16 protein-coding genes are annotated in these 15,149 nt (G+C 63.3%); 5 read left to right on the forward strand and 11 right to left on the reverse strand.

Annotated elements, in window-relative coordinates:
* Positions 1-63: 63 nt before the first annotated feature.
* Positions 64-681, reverse strand: coding sequence for a hypothetical protein (locus tag AC6JA3_RS20030; RefSeq protein WP_026547405.1), 618 nt, complete (start codon positions 679-681; stop codon positions 64-66).
* Between the two features lie 118 nt (positions 682-799).
* Here AC6JA3_RS20030 and AC6JA3_RS20035 point away from each other — a divergent pair, with 118 nt between their 5' ends.
* Together AC6JA3_RS20035 and AC6JA3_RS20040 are read left to right on the forward strand one after the other, a co-directional pair.
* Positions 800-1,129: a hypothetical protein gene (locus AC6JA3_RS20035; protein WP_026547404.1), complete on the forward strand. Its 330-nt coding sequence runs from the start codon at positions 800-802 to the stop codon at positions 1,127-1,129.
* A 225-nt stretch (positions 1,130-1,354) separates the two neighbouring features.
* The gene (locus AC6JA3_RS20040; RefSeq protein ID WP_497920545.1) at positions 1,355-1,813 is read left to right on the forward strand and encodes a hypothetical protein; all 459 of its coding nucleotides are present in this window, start codon (positions 1,355-1,357) and stop codon (positions 1,811-1,813) included.
* Positions 1,814-1,872: 59 nt separating this feature from the next.
* On the opposite strand, the gene AC6JA3_RS20045 is transcribed toward AC6JA3_RS20040, so the two are convergent.
* The 6 genes from AC6JA3_RS20045 to AC6JA3_RS20070 all read right to left on the reverse strand — a co-directional run bounded on the left by AC6JA3_RS20045 (position 1,873) and on the right by AC6JA3_RS20070 (position 7,285).
* Positions 1,873-2,646, reverse strand: coding sequence for a sigma-70 family RNA polymerase sigma factor (locus AC6JA3_RS20045; RefSeq protein ID WP_497920546.1), 774 nt, complete (start codon positions 2,644-2,646; stop codon positions 1,873-1,875).
* A gap of 215 nt (positions 2,647-2,861) precedes the next feature.
* Positions 2,862-3,242, reverse strand: a complete 381-nt coding sequence (locus AC6JA3_RS20050) for a RidA family protein (RefSeq protein WP_223944428.1) — start codon at positions 3,240-3,242, stop codon at positions 2,862-2,864.
* Between the two features lie 70 nt (positions 3,243-3,312).
* Positions 3,313-4,077, reverse strand: coding sequence for an amino acid ABC transporter ATP-binding protein (locus tag AC6JA3_RS20055; protein WP_026542147.1), 765 nt, complete (start codon positions 4,075-4,077; stop codon positions 3,313-3,315).
* Positions 4,077-5,000 carry an amino acid ABC transporter permease gene (locus AC6JA3_RS20060; RefSeq protein WP_043432735.1) on the reverse strand — a complete coding sequence of 308 codons (924 nt, stop codon included), beginning with the start codon at positions 4,998-5,000 and terminating at the stop codon, positions 4,077-4,079. The genes AC6JA3_RS20055 and AC6JA3_RS20060 overlap by 1 nt, the downstream gene beginning before the upstream one ends.
* 48 nt (positions 5,001-5,048) lie before the next feature.
* Entirely contained in the window at positions 5,049-5,990 is a 942-nt protein-coding gene (locus AC6JA3_RS20065; RefSeq protein WP_026547402.1) for a transporter substrate-binding domain-containing protein, read from the reverse strand.
* Positions 5,990-7,285 carry an alpha-hydroxy acid oxidase gene (locus AC6JA3_RS20070; RefSeq protein WP_026542149.1) on the reverse strand — a complete coding sequence of 432 codons (1,296 nt, stop codon included), beginning with the start codon at positions 7,283-7,285 and terminating at the stop codon, positions 5,990-5,992. The genes AC6JA3_RS20065 and AC6JA3_RS20070 overlap by 1 nt, the downstream gene beginning before the upstream one ends.
* A gap of 126 nt (positions 7,286-7,411) precedes the next feature.
* Between AC6JA3_RS20070 and AC6JA3_RS20075 the strand changes: the two genes are divergently transcribed.
* On the forward strand, positions 7,412-9,097 hold the full coding sequence (locus AC6JA3_RS20075) for a PucR family transcriptional regulator (RefSeq protein WP_497920547.1): 1,686 nt from the start codon (positions 7,412-7,414) through the stop codon (positions 9,095-9,097).
* 34 nt (positions 9,098-9,131) lie between these two features.
* Here the strand turns inward: AC6JA3_RS20075 and AC6JA3_RS20080 are convergent, their stop codons facing one another.
* From AC6JA3_RS20080 to AC6JA3_RS20095, 4 genes are all read right to left on the reverse strand, one after another.
* A complete protein-coding gene (locus tag AC6JA3_RS20080; protein WP_497920548.1) occupies positions 9,132-11,486 on the reverse strand; it encodes a glycoside hydrolase family 65 protein in 2,355 nt (784 codons plus the stop codon).
* Between the two features lie 30 nt (positions 11,487-11,516).
* On the reverse strand, positions 11,517-12,242 hold the full coding sequence (locus AC6JA3_RS20085; protein ID WP_497920549.1) for an HAD family hydrolase: 726 nt from the start codon (positions 12,240-12,242) through the stop codon (positions 11,517-11,519).
* Positions 12,243-12,256: 14 nt separating this feature from the next.
* On the reverse strand, positions 12,257-13,276 hold the full coding sequence (locus AC6JA3_RS20090) for a LacI family DNA-binding transcriptional regulator (protein ID WP_497920550.1): 1,020 nt from the start codon (positions 13,274-13,276) through the stop codon (positions 12,257-12,259).
* Positions 13,277-13,515: 239 nt separating this feature from the next.
* Entirely contained in the window at positions 13,516-14,133 is a 618-nt protein-coding gene (locus tag AC6JA3_RS20095) for an alpha/beta hydrolase (RefSeq protein ID WP_091552771.1), read from the reverse strand.
* A 26-nt stretch (positions 14,134-14,159) separates the two neighbouring features.
* Between AC6JA3_RS20095 and AC6JA3_RS20100 the strand changes: the two genes are divergently transcribed.
* Positions 14,160-14,648, forward strand: a complete 489-nt coding sequence (locus AC6JA3_RS20100) for a helix-turn-helix transcriptional regulator (protein WP_223944423.1) — start codon at positions 14,160-14,162, stop codon at positions 14,646-14,648.
* Between the two features lie 10 nt (positions 14,649-14,658).
* On the forward strand, positions 14,659-15,060 hold the full coding sequence (locus AC6JA3_RS20105) for a VOC family protein (RefSeq protein WP_497920551.1): 402 nt from the start codon (positions 14,659-14,661) through the stop codon (positions 15,058-15,060).
* Positions 15,061-15,149: the final 89 nt, after the last annotated feature.

Here is a 15,149-nt window from a genome sequence, read left to right on the forward strand (position 1 = left end):
CGGCGCCGCATCGCGGGCGCCGGCGCCGATTTCTGCCTGCTGGGCCACACCAGGAATGGTTATTCATCCCGCCGGCGCGGGGCCGGTTTCCAAGCGGGTGATGCGGTCCGGGAGGGGTTTCGGGATGACGCCCGGCCAGGAACCGTCACGCTTGAAGTTCATGAGGTTCCGGGCCCCTTCGGGGTCGTCAGCGCTGAGTGGGATGATGACGGTGCTGTGTTGCGACGGAGTGGCCGAGGTCTTCGGGCTGACCCAGGCCGAGCCAACAGCTGCGGCTGCAAGGTCGAAAAACGGCTCCCCGTCAGCGGTACTCGCGCTGATCTGGATCTGGGTGTTCGGCATGTAGCCTTCCCCCACAGCCCAAACGTTGCGGATGATGTAGTCGATGAGCAAGTCGCCGTAGACGAGGGTGTATCCGGGTTCAATGGCGAACGCCACGGCGTACCCGGTGTTTCCCTTCACGTTCGGCGGCCCTCCGCCGGTAAAGCTGGTGACCGAAATTCCGGGGATGGCATCTATGGCCCCGCGGGCTTCGGCGATGGTCTGTCCACTGTCCGCGTCGTGTGGGATGGACTGTGAGGACGCCTCGGGCAATGGCACCGGAGCGGCACACGAGACGAGCGACAGAAGGATAACGGCAATCAGGGCAGCCTGGGTAGCGGTTCGGTTGGCGCGGCTCATTGCTCCACTATGTATTCATTGATTTTGAATCCGAGGCCGACCCGCCGACGCGCTCCGGCACGTTGGTTGGCAGCAGGCAATGACCAGATCCCACCGCAAACCGAACGATACTGGGATCATGCACAATCAAGAGCTGCACTACCTGCACGGCTTGGACGAGTTGCTGGCGGACCCCGAATCCCTGACCATGGCGAGGGTAGCGGAATATCTGGCCACAGTTCGCGTGGCAACTGCGAACTGGTTCGGTCGGACCGGCCGCGCCGAACGTTCGGCCTGGATCGATCGCGACGGCACGGGCTGGCGCGTGTGGGACACTGACGAGCGCGCTGGGATCATGGACTTCTCAATACTTCGTACCGAGTCGGAAACAGAGGCGCTCGGCAGCTTTCTCCGCCGGGCCCGGTATCACTTCGATCAAGACAAAACGGCGGTCCGGCGCGGCTTTTGACGCAGGCCGGGTCGCTTCACTGGTCGCCAACGTGGGATTCGGGCCGTAGGAATGGTGCCACGCCTGGACCTCATCACAAGCCCGCCGCAACAGCCCGCGGAACGGAATTGTAGATCACGACGACGGCAGCCTTACGTAATGATTGACATGACATAACTCACATTCTGTAAGCTGATTTCGTAGTCAGGCAACGGCTTCCTTCGCTCTACCCCGGGGAGGTCCCCCATGGCCCCGAATTCACTCAAGGCCGAGAATCTCATGGCCCACGGCGTTGCGCTCTCGGCAGCCAGTATCGCCAGACGACGAGCCGCTGCACAGCACGGAAACCACAACGCGGCAAACAAGCCCGATGCCCTCCTTGGAGCGATAGCAGTCCGGCAGCTGTTCCACCGCTGGCCGTTGGTGCCGTCCCGTGAACTGGAACGCATCCGCCACGTCCTCATTCACTGCGACCAGCTCGGCTCACCGGATACACATCACTTGTCCGAACCGGCACAGGCGCTGCTGGACCTGATCAACTGCGAGCTGGAGCGCCGACGTTTAGTGGGGGTCCAGGGCGTAGCGGGGGTCCAGGGCGTAGTGGGGGTCCAGGGCGCCGACGGGAGCCGGCCGGCTGATTTGGACCAGCCTGCCGGTGGGGATCCGTCTGCCGGCGGGGATCACATCAGCTCCGACGTCGCCTAGTACGGGCATTGGTACCTGCCGGAATGGACTGCTCCACGTCACGGCACGCGCTGCTCCGCCTACTTATTTGCGGTGGTCCGCATGGACGCCTGAAGCTCGCCGAGTTCCGCGAGGACGGCTGAACAGTGGGCGCAGCGTTCAGTGTGCTCCCGCACCCTGGCTTGGGCGTTTCCGCGCAGTCCGTTTCTAACATACCTGCCCAGATACCGCAGGTATTCGGTGCAGGACTGGACAGTGGCCTGGCCGACGTGCTTCTGCAGGTACATCTGGCGGAGGCCCTCGCGCGCCCGTATGGCCAAGGCGGAGAGCGCATTCGGGGTCAGGCCAAGAAGCGGACCAGCCTGCGCGGGTTTCAGTCCTTCGACGTCGACGTACCAGAGCACGTCCTGCCAGCGCCTGGGCAGCTCGCGGAAAGCACGCACCAAAATGATGGACTCGTGGGTCCCAAGGACGTGGTCGTCGCCGGAAAAAGCAAAGGCATCCACGGTACCCGAGTCGATCAGGACCAGCCTTGTTGCTTTCTGGTTCTTCCGGTGGGCCATCCGCCGGATTGTGGTCAACAGGTAGGACCGGAACGACTCCACCGGACCGCGGCCCTCAACGATCGCTTGGAAGACGGCGGCGAACGCTTCGCCCACAATGTCTGCGGCATCGCTGGGGTTGTCTGATTCCGCGCGGGCCACGAAACCTCCCACCCGCCGGTAACGGATGAACAGTTCGCCGAAGGCGGCAACGTCACCGCCACGAACCAATGCCAGCAACTGTTGGTCGTTCAATGGTTGGGCGGAAGCAGGGTCACCGCGGTTTGGGCAGGGCAGGGCTTGGGCGGACATGACGGCCTTTCAGGGTAGGGAGGCATGGATCAGGGTTGGAGGGAACTGCTGTTCTGCAGCCCTGATGAGGGCGCATTCAAGGAAGGCCCCGCCCAATGCGCAATGTCCGGCATCGGACGGGGCCGCGTGAAAGGTGCTGAAATACCCCCGCAAGTACCCCCGGCTGGTACCTCCGCCTGGTACCTCCGCCTGGTACCTCCGGCGGGGGTGGTCGGTTACGGGAGGGCCGCTACGACGTCGATCTCCACCAGGAAGTCTCCCAGGAACGAACCCACGGTGGTCCGCGCCGGGTAAGGGGCAACGACGTACTTTTCGTAGACGGCGTTGAAGCCGTCGATGTCACGGCGTGGGTGATGCAGGTGCACGGTGGCTTTGACCACGTGGGAGAAGTCCAGGCCGTGCGCGCCAAGTACTTTGGCCAGGTTCTCCATGGCCCGGATGGTCTGTTCCTCGATGGTGATTCCTACGCGCTCGTCCGTAGTGGGATCGTGGGGCGTCTGGCCGGCCGTGTACAGGAATCCGTTGGCCACGATGGCCTGGGAGTAAGGGCCGGCCGGGCTGGGTGCGAGGTCGGTGACCACCTGTTGACGCGTCATGTTGGTGATGCCTTTCGTTAAGCGGAGGGGACGTGTGCTGCGGAACGCACACTGGACAAATGTTTGGGGGTTACAGAACTTTTGAGAGGAATGCCTTGGTGCGGTCGTGTTGGGGGCTGCCCAGGACTTGCTCGGGTGGACCGCTTTCCACCACTACGCCGCCGTCCATGAACACCACTTGATCGGCAACCTGGCGCGCGAAACCGAGCTCGTGCGTGACCACCACCATGGTCATTCCGGCCTCCGCCAGGGACTTCATCACGTCCAGGACTTCGCCTACCAGCTCCGGGTCAAGGGCCGAGGTGGGCTCGTCGAAGAGCATCAGCTTGGGCTTCATGGCCAGCGCCCTGGCGATCGCGATGCGCTGCTGCTGACCGCCGGAAAGCTCCTGCGGGTAGGAGTGGCCGCGGTTGCCCAAGCCCACCCGGTCCAGCAGCACCTGCGCCTCCACCACCACTTCACGGCGGGGCCGGCCCAGAACATGCACCGGTGCCTCGATGATGTTCTCCAGGACGGTCATGTGCGGGAAGAGGTTGAAGCGCTGGAACACCATGCCGGCATTGAGCCTCGAGCGGGCTGTCTGGCGTTCCTTCATTTCGTAAAGCTTCCCGTTGCGCTCGGTGTAGCCCACCAGGTGCTCGTCGACGTAAAGCCGTCCGGCGTCGACTTTTTCAAGGTGGTTGATGCACCGCAGGAACGTGGTCTTGCCGGAACCGGACGGGCCGATCAGGCAGGTCACCGATCCCTTTTCAACCCTGAGGTCAATGCCTTTCAGGATTTCGATAACACCAAAGTTCTTCCGGACGCCCCGGGCTTCCACCATGGCCGTTGTCATCATGCTGTCCTTGTCCTGGGCTTGCGGATCCGTCGCGGTGCTGCATCAAAGCCGCGCCCGTACCTGCGTTCGAGTTTGTTTTGGAAGAAGCTCAGGACGGTGGTCATGAGCAGGTACCAGAGGCTGGCAACAATGAGCAGCGGGATGGTTTGGTAGTTGTTCGCGTAGATGATCTGGGCTGAGTAGAGAAGGTCGGAGATCGCAAGGACGCTCACCAGGGACGTGCCCTTCAGCATGGAGATGACCTGGTTGCCGGTGGGTGGCAGCACCACGCGCATGGCTTGCGGCAGGATCACCCGGCTCATGAGCTTCCCGCCGCTCATGCCCAGTGCACGGGCGGCATCGTATTGTCCCTTGTCCACGGAACCGATGCCGCCACGGATGATTTCGGCCATGTAGGCTGCCTCGTTCAAGGACAACCCCAGGAGCGCGGCCCCCAACGGGGAGATCAGGACGTTCGCTGATCCGAGGACCACTGACGGTCCGCCGAACGGAAGCCCGAAGGCAATCACCGGGTAGAGCGCTGCAATGTTGTACCAGAAGATCAACTGGACCAGCAGGGGCGTACCCCGGAAGAACCAGATGTAGCCGCGGCTGATGGTGCTCAGGATGGGGTTGTCGGAGAGCCTCATGATCGCCAGCAGCGTGCCAAGGGCGATACCCACCGTCATTGACACGACAGTGAGCACGATCGTCAGCCCGGCGCCGGCCAGGATCTGCGGGGCGAACAAGTAGGAGGCCACCACGTCCCACCTGTAGCGCTGGTTGACTGCGACGTCCCACGCGGCCCCCAAAGCCACCAGGACGAGGACCACAGCCAGGACCAAACGCACCGGATGTTTCAAGGGCACCACGGGAATCGCATCACCGGAAACCACTGCTGCGGAATCCTTGGTATCTGGAGTTGAGGGTTGCTGCTGCATAGCCACTGCCTCTTGTTTGGGAGTTTTCACTACTGGGTTCGAATTCAACTACTGCGCGACGTTGACGCGGGCTTCGGTGATGGCGCTGGTTTCAAGCCCGTACTTCCCAAGGACCTTGATGTATGAGTCGCTCTTGATCACGGCATCCAGTGCGGCGGAGACGGATTTCACCAGGCCGGATTCCTTCGGCACGCCCACCCCCACGGGAGCGAACTCGTAGGTGTGGGCAATCTCGATCTGCGGATTTTGGGTGGCGGCAAAGTTCAGGATGGGCGAGTCGGCCAGCACAGTGTCCAGTCGTCCGCTTCCCAGCGCGGAAATCGCCTGCCGGGTGTCCTGGAATTCACTCTTCTGGATGGCGTCCTTGCCGGCGGCAGCACAGGCAGCGTCGTAGTCGGGAACGTTGACGGTCAGCTGGTAGGAGCCGGTCAACAGGCCAACCTTCTTGCCGCAAAGCGCGTTCTGGTCCTTAATGCCTGCGGGATTGCCCTTGGGTACGGCGATCGCGCTGCCGATCTGCATGTAGTCGACAAAATCCAGGACTTCCATGCGTTTCTCCGTGGGGGTCATGGAGGACACGGTCATGTCATAACGGTTTGCCGCCAGGCCGGGAATGATGGAGTCGAAGTTGGCCACCTGGATCTCCACCTTGACACCCAATGCCTGGCCGATGAGACGGGCCACGTCCGGGTTGGTCCCGGTCATTTCCTGTGTGCCTTCGCGGTAGAACTGGGTTGGCTGCTCGTTGGTGGGGATGGCCACGCGCAGCACTTTGGATGTCTTGATGGATTCCGGAAGGAGCTCGACGGCGGCCTGGTTCACTTCCAGCGCGGGCACGCCTGTGCCTGCTGCTGCGGTTCCGCCGGAAGAGTCCGACGCCGGTGCGTTGCCGGCGGGGTTGCAAGCCGTCACTGCCAGCATGATCGCTGCTGTCAGAACGACGACGGGTAAGGCACGTTTGGTGCAGCGGGGTGCGGAGACATTCGTCATCAGGGAGTCCTCAGGTGTGCAAGGCCCATGGGGTCGGCCTTGGGGGTTGGTTGGGTGCGGGTGAACGCTTCATTGCGGTGCCGGATCAGGTCCCGGCCTTCGGTACGCAGTTCTTCAACGGTGGATACTCCCAGGAGCATCATGGTGCGGGTGATTTCGGATCGGAACATTTTCAGGACATGGGCCACGCCGGCTTCCCCGGCGGCCGCAAGCCCATAAAGATAGGGGCGCCCGATGGAACAGGCATCAGCACCCAGCGCCAGGGCCTTGACCACGTCCGAACCCCGGCGGATGCCGCCGTCGACGATGATTTCCAGCTGCCCGGCAGCCCTGTCCACGATGTCCGGAAGGACATCCAGCGCAGTGGCCATGTGGTCCAGTTGCCGTCCGCCGTGGTTGCTGACCTGGATGGCGTCGATGCCCAGCGCAACAGCCAGCGCGACGTCGTTCGGATTGACCACGCCTTTGAGGATGATCGGCCCGTTCCAGCGTTCGCGCAGATCCTGGATGTCGTCCCAGTCCGTGGGTTCGTAGGAACCGGCCAGCAGCGTGCGCCACATGTCCGGGGAGCTGGCCAAAGGACCCTCCGGGATGTCGGCATCGAGGTTGGGGAAAGCTATGGCGTCGTTGGCCAGGAACCCCAGCGCCCAGGCAGGGTGCAGCATTCCTTCCACCACGGTTTTCGGTTTGATGGACGGAGGTGCGGTAAACCCGTTGCGGTAGTCCCGCTCCCTGTGGCCGATGGCCCGGCAGTCAACGTTGACCAGCAGGGCTTCGTAGCCGGCCGCGGACACGCGGTCCAGGACGGCCTGCAGCAGCGCTTTGTCCGGCGTGGGCTCCAGGTTGAACCACCGGCGGAGGCCCGGCGCAGCGGCACTGACATTTTCCATGGTGGTGGTGCTGAGGTGGGCCAAGCCGTAGGGAATGCCATCGGCGAGCGCGGCCCGGGCCGCCGCGGACTCACCCTGGGGGTGGAACAGGCGCGTCCCGCCTGTGGGCGAGAGGGTCACCGGCATGGAGACGGGTCCGCCCAAGAGCGTTGAGCTGAGGTCCAGGTTGTCCACGGATCCCCACTTGGGAAGGAAGGACCACTCATCGAACGAGGACCGGTTGCGCCGGAGCGAAACCTCGTCCTCGCCCCCTCCTTCGATGTAGTCGAAGATGCTTTTGGGAAGGCGCTTGGCTGCCAGCTTCCGCATGTCCTCCACGCTGTAGCATTTCCGGGCCAGGCGCTCCCCGGTGGAGCGGGCCGGTCCCTGCACCGAGGCGAGTGCCTTGATGTCTTTGAATTTCATGGGAGTCCTCTGGGTTCATGCCGGGCTTACCGCCCAGCTCCTTTCCCAATAGTGACGTAGATCTCATGTCCTCTATATGTGAAATCCTCCACAAGATCACAAATAGCCCTGTGATAACGTCCAGCTATGGACGCAGCCCAGCAACCCGGGATCCAGCAGGCGGCAGTACGGCTCTCCGATTGCATCCAGCTGATGCAAGCGGACCTGGTCAACGCCAACCCCACCCCGGAAAACCTGGGCCATCCCGTATCGGACGTGCTGATGTACGATCCCCTGGACCACTGGTCCAGCGTGGATGACCGCATCATCCTTGCCGTCGGATGTACCTACGGCTCACCGGACTTCGATCAACTCCTCCACCGGGCAGCGAACAGCAACGCCGCTGCAGTGATCGTCAAAGCGCACGGAGCAAAGATGGAGCATCTCCGCTCGGCCGCCCTGGACTATGGACTTTCCGTGCTGGTGGCACCGGATAACGCGGACTGGACACGGCTGGTGGCACTGGCAAGGGCCTCCGTCATGGGTGCCGCGGCCGACTCAGTGGCCGGGGTCCGGCTGGGAGACCTCTACGCTTTCGCCAACGCCGCGGCGTCCATCACCAACGGCGCCGCCAGCATCGTGGATCCGCTGGGCCGCATCCTTGGCTACTCCACCCTGCCGGGCCAACCCATCGATGAGTTGCGGCGCATCACTACGCTCACCTTGGAAGAGACCACCCCTCCGGCGTTCGACCAGGACTTCAAGATCGTCTACGCCGCCCCGGGAGCGGTGCTGGTGCCGGCGCCCGAGGACGGCATGGCCCGCCTTGCGCTCGCCGTCCGGGCCGGAGGCGAGCTGCTGGGTTCCATCTGGATCATCGATCCCGGCGAGGAAAACCGGGCGGCTGCGCTTAACGCACTGGACCGGATGGCGCCGCTGGCCGGTTTGCACATGCTGCATGCCCGCTCCGCTTCGGACTTCGGGGAGCGACGCAACGCGGACCTGATCCGAACACTCATGGACGACACTCCGCACGCCGCGTTCGCCGCCGCCCAACTGGGACTGGACACTGCCAACGGGCTGGCCGTAGCAGCGTTTTCGATTGTCCGCCCGGAGACCGGAAGCCTGGAATCCGTCCGTGACATCCACCGGCTCCTGCATCTGGTGACCACGGTGTGCAATGTCCAGTTCGGCACCGGCCACAGCGCTCTGCTGGGTTCAGTGGTTTATGCGCTCCTGCCGGGCGGCAAGGGGAACTCGCCCCGGGCGGTGCATGGACGGATCATCCAGGAAATCCAGGCGTACTCGCACACCATCAGCTCCTACCCGGTCATCGCCACGGTAGGGGGCATCGCCGATGGCATTGAGGATCTTCCCCGATCCCGGTCCGAGGCAGTCCAGACGCTGAACCACCTGCTGAACCTGCACACCCGCAGCGGGAAGGGCCGGGGTGCCGGCAACTCGCGCAGTGGGAACGCACGGGTGTCCGGGAATCCGCCGGGGGTTGCCCTCTATGAGGACTTCCAGATCCCATTGAACCTGATCAAAGTGGGGGCGTTCATCGAGGAGAACGGGCTGGACGGCACGGATGAGATCGCCAGGATCCAGGCACGGGATGCCGAGCAGCAAACAGACTACCTGGACACCCTCCGCGCCTATCTGGCGAGCAACGGCAACATCTCGGCCATGGCCGCACAACTCCATGTCCACAACAACACGGTCAGGTACCGCGTGACCCGCCTGGCCGAGGACTTCAACCTGGACCTGGCGGATCCGCAGAAACGGCTCTGGCTGTGGCTGCGCCTGACCACCATGGACCTGGCCTCGAAGTGAGCCCGGTTCACAGTTATCCCACGCAGCCCGCGCCTTAGCGGATGATGGGAAGTCCCGCCGTCGGGAAGAGGCTGGGGAAGATCGACGGCGGTGGCACCGGTACCGTTTCGAGCGGAACAGTAACGGTGTCGGCGCCCACGGTGACCACGTGTTCCCGCACCTCAATGTGCAGGGGTTCGTCGCTGTAGCCGGGTCCGGAGACGAGCGTGAGCCCGATTGAACCCTGTGCCAGGTCTACGGCCAGCAGCCGTCCCTGGACCTTGAGCCGGAACGACAGCCCTTCCCATTCCACGGGAAGGCGCGGATCGAAGCGCAGCACCTCGCCCTGGTCCCGCATGCCCGCGAAACCACAGACCAAGGAGCTCCAGATCCCTCCGGTGGAGGCGATGTGGACGCCGTCGATCGTGTTGCCGTGCGAGTTGTCCAAGTCGATGAACAGGGCCTCGGTGAAGTGCTGGAGCGCGACGTCGCCGTAGCCCACCTCGGCGGCCATGATGCCCTGGACGCAGGCGGACAAGGTGGAGTCGCCTGTAGTGATGGGATCGTAGAAGTCGAAAGCTCGCTGCTTTTCCTCGGCTGAGAAGTCCTGCCACTGAAGGAACATCGCCAGTACGGTATCGGCCTGCTTGAGGACCTGGTGCCGGTAGATGACCAGCGGGTGGAAGTTCAGCAACAACGGGTACTTGGACTTGGGGGTGTTCCAGTCCCACGGCTCCAGTGTCATGAAGTCGTTGTCCTGGCTGTGGAGCTGCAGGTGTGGATCGTAGGGCAGGGACATCCGCTCCGCGGCCTGGCGCCACACCAAACGCTCGGTGTCGGCAATGCCCTCGTGTTCCAACGCAGCGGCGGCGCGGAGGTTAAAGCGCGCCATCACGTTGGTGTACAGGTTGTCATTGACCACCGCCGTGTACTCATCCGGGCCGGTGACGCCGTGGATGTGGAACATGCCGTCCTTGCCGAAGAAACCCAGCGATGCCCACATGCGGGCTGTCTCGATCAGCAGGTCCGCACCCAGTTCGTCGCGGAAGGTGGCATCGGCGCTGGCCCACTCATACCGGTTGGCCGCAAAGGCAATCGCCGCGGCAATGTGGAACTGGGCAGTTCCGGCCGCGTAGTAGGCGCTGGCTTCAAGGCCGTTGATGGTCCGCCAGGGGAATAATGCACCGTCCACGCTGAGTTCCTTGGCCCGTACCCGCGCATCGGGCAGCATGGCGTGCCGCGATTCCAGGACTTTCCGGGCACCACGGGGATTGGTGTACGTCAGGTAGGGCAGGAGGTAGATCTCCTGGTCCCAGAAGTAGTGGCCCTCGTAGCCGGAGCCGCTCACGCCCTTCGCCGGGATGCCCGCCACCCCTGCACGCGCGGTGGCCTGTGCCAGCTGGAAGAGTCCCCAGCGGACCGCCTGCTGCATTTCTGGCTGGCCACCGACCAGGATGTCGGCCGTGGTCCAGTACTCGTCGTAATGCGCCTTGCTCTGGGCCAGGATGTCCGCGAACGGCACCAGGTTCGCTTCGGCGTCGGCCGCCAGGCTTTCGCCCCGGTCTTCGGCGTCAGAGGACCCGGCCACCACGTAACTGACCGTTTTCTCCAAACGGAACGTCTCGCCGTCGTGGATTGCCAGAACGTAGCGGACGGATGAGTCGTCCTCGCCCACCAGGGTCTCGAACGGCTGGCCTTCGGCCGAGATCCAATGGTCCACGGCCATGGCGACGCGCTGGCGCGATTCGGAGGTCTCCCAGGCGAGGCGCAAGGAACCGTCGGCACCTTGAAGGTGCAGGGGCAGCAGCACACGCCCGGCGTGCCGGCCCGAACGGCGGGGGTCGTGGGCCGAGTGGTCCTCCACAGGCTGGTCCTGACGGTTCACAATGCCGGAGGTGATGTCCGCGGACACCACCCGGTCAGCCGTCAGAGACAGTTCCAGGCCCAGGCACCCGCGCGAATCGAATCCCACTGCGCGTCGCTCCACCGTGGTGACGGTAGCGCCCGAGCGGCAGGCCCAGGTGATGGATTCTTCGTAGATGCCTGTGGAAAAGTCGACGCTGCGGTGGTAGTCAACCACGGCAGACTCCGCCAAGCTCAGGGCTTCGCCATCAATGGAAACCGTGAAGTTGTTGGCATCGGGAACATACACAATCCGCTGGCCGGTCCGGGCAAAACCGTAGGCATTCTCGGCATGCTTGATATCCCAGATCTCGTGGAAACCGTTGATGAACGTACCGGGAAGTTCGGAATCGCCCGCTGTTGAATGCGAGCCGCGGATGCCAAGGTGGCCGTTGCCAAGCGCGAACAGCGTTTCCAGCGTCCCCTCGTCACCGGGGACGTGGATATTCTCCACGAGCTTCCAGGGCTCGCAGGGGAAGCGCAGCCGATCGGTGCTGATGAGTGCCATGGGCGGTTGAAGTCCTTCGAAAAAGTAGGGTCAGAGAAGATCGTTGAGGTCGTCGACCACCAGCGTGGCGCCGGCGTCGAGCAGTGTCTGGCGGCCCGCCCCGCGGTCCACACCGATCACGGCGTAAAAATTGGCGCCTGCACCGGCTTGGACGCCGGACACCGCGTCCTCCACCACAATGCATTCCTCCACAGGCACGCCCAGGATGCCCGCGCCATAGACGTACGTGGCCGGGTCCGGCTTACCGGGAAGTCCGACGGCGGCAGCCACCTGGCCGTCCACCACCACCTCGAAGTGGTGGTCAAGGCCGGCGGCCTTCAAGACAGCCGGCGCGTTCCGGGAGGACGAAACTACCGCCACCTTCAATCCAAGCTCCAGCGCGGCGTTGATGAACTTGACCGACCCCTCGTAGGGTTCTACACCGCGGGAGTTGACGATCTCGTTGAAGATGGCGTTCTTGCGGTTGCCCAGGCCCTGCACGGTCTGGTTCGCGGGGTCGTCGTGGACCGGGCCTTCTGGCAAGGTGATGCCACGGGATGCCAGGAAATCACGCACGCCATCGAACCGTGGCTTGCCGTCGATGTGGTCGAAGTAGTCACTCTCCCGGTACCCCTGCGGGTGACCGGCTTTGGCCAGATAGTCATCGAAAAGCTCCTGCCACGCATGCTCGTGCACCACGGCAGTGGGCGTCAGCACGCCGTCGAGGTCGAACAACAGTGCTGAAGCGCCTGTCCAGGCATTACGAAGATCAGTCATGTGCAGTAATCCGTTCAGCGCTTGTGGCGCGTGGTTTTGCGTTCGATGAGCTTGGTATCGAGCAGATGGTTGGAGGGCTGGTGGGGGGTTTCGGTATTCAGGAGTCGTTCGCACAGCAGGTTTGCTGCGAAGGCGCCTTGGTCTGCCACGGGCTGCGCCACGGTGCTCAAACCAAGGAACCCGCTCATGGGGTGGTTGTCCATTCCGATCACTGACACGTTCTTGGGCACGGATAAACCGTATTCGCGGAGCGCCTTCAACGCACCGAACGCGGCTTCGTCGCAATGTGCGAACACCGCCGTGGGGCTCGCGCCGCGGGCGATGAGTTCCGTCATTGCCCGCCGGCCGTCATCGATGCTTGGCCCCGCACACACCACAAGGTCCGGGTGGACGGTGAGGTGGTGTTCATCCAGTGCACGCTTGAAGCCGCGGAACCGTGGAGTCTCCGTCGCAACCGGGTGTTCATTGCTCGAGAGAACGGCCAAGTCCCAATGGCCCAGCCCCAGCAGGTGTTGGGTTGCCTGCCAGGCTGCGTGTTCGTCATCGATAGCTACATTGTCCCACGGAACATTTTCCATGCCCACGCTGGCTATCGCCAGTCCGCACGCCTCCAGCGCGGCCACCTCGCCGGGCACCAGGTCCATGGTGAGCAGGAGGAGCCCGTCCACTCTCTGCGCGAGCTTTCCCAGGTCCGCGAAGAACTGCCGCCGCACGCTGTCCTGGTTGCGCAGGCTGATCAGTACCGTGTCATAGCCGCTGTCGCCGAGGACTTCCTCAGCTGCCTCCACGGCCTGGGCGAAGAACCAGGAGGTGGCAGTGGGTGCCACGATGGCCACTGAACCCGTCCTGCCGGCCGCCGGCCTGGACGCTGCAGCCAGAGCCTTGTAGCCCAGCTTGGCGGCAGCACCGGCTGCCTGTTCTTGTTCCCGTTCGGAAACGTTCGGGAGGTTCCTGAGGGCCCGGGATACCGTGCAAATGGACAACCCGGAGAGGACGGCCACGTCCTGGATTGTCGCCCTGTGAGTGCTAACCATGCAACACGGCCTCAGCCCTTTCCACGCTCGCCTAACGCCTTCGCGTGCGACCCGTACCGGGTCACCAGCCAAAAGTGTAAGCGCTTACAATTTTGTCATTCAATAGAGTGCGGCCGAATGCGAAATTGTGACGCGAATCTCACCAAGAGATTGATTTGGGAGCCCGGATGCCGTCTAATCCGGGGATCAAACCCAGAACATCAACCCGTAACTTCGACCCGGAACATCACCCCAGAACTTCATCCCAAGACGTAGAACTTCAGGAACGCACTGACGTCCACCAGCTCCGGCGGTTCGATCCTGTGGCCCATCCCCGGATAAGTCCGTGCCGTCAACGCGACGTTGGCTTCCAGCCATTCCGCAGTGTGGGCGATCGCGTCCTCGTTGATCACGGGGTCGCCCTTATCCCGTCCCCAGAAGAACGGGGGCGGGCTGTCAAAGGACTCGCTCAGGGCAAGGAGGTCGTTCTCCAGCACAAAGCCGGACAGGCCCACCGTGGCCTTGAAGGCCTGGGGCCGCAACCGCAGGAGCGTACTGGCCATGGCCATACCCTGCGAATACCCCAGCAGGCTAACGCTGCTGTGATTGTCCTTGACCGAGTTGATCCAGTTGAACACCGCGTTGGTGGACGCAATCACATCAGCAAAGTCGTTGGTAAGGAAGTAGTCCAACAGGAACCAGCCGTAGTCATCGCCGATCACTTTCGGACCGCGAAGTGCAGCGCACGTGAACTCGCCGGGAAGATGCGGAAAGAGGTCCACCATGCGTTGCTCGCTGGTTCCATAACCGTGCATCATCACCAGCAACGGAGTGCCCGCGCGCTGGCTTTCGGGCTTTGACCACACCACTGAATCCATGGGCATGAGCCTAGTAGACTGGCGCCATGACTCCGCAGGAACTGGCCAACCTGGCTCATCTGCGGCGCGCCCGCGACTTCATTGACCGCGAGTATGCGCGTCCTCTGGATGTGCCCACCATGGCCGCCGGAGCACTCATGTCCCCCGCGCATTTCTCCCGCCAGTTCAAGGCCGCCTACGGCGAATCCCCCTACAACTACCTCATGACCCGGCGGATCGAACGGGCCATGGCCCTGCTCCGGGCGGGCACCAGCGTCACGGACGCCTGCATGGAAGTCGGCTGTACGTCGCTGGGCTCCTTCAGCACGCGATTCACGGAAATCGTTGGCATCAACCCCAGCGAATACCGCTCGCGCGAACACCACGCCGTCAAGGCCATGCCTTCCTGTATCGCCAAGCAGCACACGCGGCCCGAACGAAATGGGGGCAAAACTTCGGCTCCGGCTTCGGCTCCGGTTTCGGCTCCTGATGGACTGAGCAGGATTGAAGAAGCGCCCGCGCCACAGCTGCAATAGCGTGTGAGTCATGAACATTTCATTGAAGTATGCACATGTCACCGTCAACGATGTGGATGAGTCGCTCGCCTTCTACCGCGACGCCCTGGGTTTCGACGTAAGGAACGACGTCGGCTCGGATGGCCAGCGCTGGGTCACCATGGGCAGCGACGCCCAGCCGGATCTTGAACTGGTGCTTTCCCCGCCGCACGCCGGCCGTTCACAGGCCGACGGCGATGCCATCCAGGAACTCCTGACCAAGGGTGTTATGCCCATGCTGGTGTTCACCACGGATGACCTGGACGCTACGTTCGAGAAGCTCCGCGCGTCAGGAGCCGAAGTTCTCCAGGAACCCATCGATCAGCCCTGGGGACCGCGCGACTGCGCCTTCCGCGACCCATCCGGCAATATGATCCGTATCAACCAGGGCTGACGGGCTTAACGCCAGGGTTCTGCTCCGGCTGTACGCGGCCGGTTGCCGGGCTCAACCCTCGTCTTCCACGGCGGCATTACGACGGCGGC

This window comes from Arthrobacter sp. TmtSoilC79 (assembly GCF_059739405.1).

Excerpts from the sequence above, each read along its gene's own strand:
- AC6JA3_RS20030 (WP_026547405.1), bottom strand. The coding sequence starts at position 681 with ATGAGCCGCGCCAACCGAACCGCTACCCAGGCTGCCCTGATTGCCGTT.
- AC6JA3_RS20035 (WP_026547404.1), top strand. The coding sequence starts at position 800 with ATGCACAATCAAGAGCTGCACTACCTGCACGGCTTGGACGAGTTGCTG.
- AC6JA3_RS20040 (WP_497920545.1), top strand. The coding sequence starts at position 1,355 with ATGGCCCCGAATTCACTCAAGGCCGAGAATCTCATGGCCCACGGCGTT.
- AC6JA3_RS20045 (WP_497920546.1), bottom strand. The coding sequence starts at position 2,646 with ATGTCCGCCCAAGCCCTGCCCTGCCCAAACCGCGGTGACCCTGCTTCC.
- AC6JA3_RS20050 (WP_223944428.1), bottom strand. The coding sequence starts at position 3,242 with ATGACGCGTCAACAGGTGGTCACCGACCTCGCACCCAGCCCGGCCGGC.
- AC6JA3_RS20055 (WP_026542147.1), bottom strand. The coding sequence starts at position 4,077 with ATGACAACGGCCATGGTGGAAGCCCGGGGCGTCCGGAAGAACTTTGGT.
- AC6JA3_RS20060 (WP_043432735.1), bottom strand. The coding sequence starts at position 5,000 with ATGCAGCAGCAACCCTCAACTCCAGATACCAAGGATTCCGCAGCAGTG.
- AC6JA3_RS20065 (WP_026547402.1), bottom strand. The coding sequence starts at position 5,990 with ATGACGAATGTCTCCGCACCCCGCTGCACCAAACGTGCCTTACCCGTC.
- AC6JA3_RS20070 (WP_026542149.1), bottom strand. The coding sequence starts at position 7,285 with ATGAAATTCAAAGACATCAAGGCACTCGCCTCGGTGCAGGGACCGGCC.
- AC6JA3_RS20075 (WP_497920547.1), top strand. The coding sequence starts at position 7,412 with ATGGACGCAGCCCAGCAACCCGGGATCCAGCAGGCGGCAGTACGGCTC.
- AC6JA3_RS20080 (WP_497920548.1), bottom strand. The coding sequence starts at position 11,486 with ATGGCACTCATCAGCACCGATCGGCTGCGCTTCCCCTGCGAGCCCTGG.
- AC6JA3_RS20085 (WP_497920549.1), bottom strand. The coding sequence starts at position 12,242 with ATGACTGATCTTCGTAATGCCTGGACAGGCGCTTCAGCACTGTTGTTC.
- AC6JA3_RS20090 (WP_497920550.1), bottom strand. The coding sequence starts at position 13,276 with ATGGTTAGCACTCACAGGGCGACAATCCAGGACGTGGCCGTCCTCTCC.
- AC6JA3_RS20095 (WP_091552771.1), bottom strand. The coding sequence starts at position 14,133 with ATGGATTCAGTGGTGTGGTCAAAGCCCGAAAGCCAGCGCGCGGGCACT.
- AC6JA3_RS20100 (WP_223944423.1), top strand. The coding sequence starts at position 14,160 with ATGACTCCGCAGGAACTGGCCAACCTGGCTCATCTGCGGCGCGCCCGC.
- AC6JA3_RS20105 (WP_497920551.1), top strand. The coding sequence starts at position 14,659 with ATGAACATTTCATTGAAGTATGCACATGTCACCGTCAACGATGTGGAT.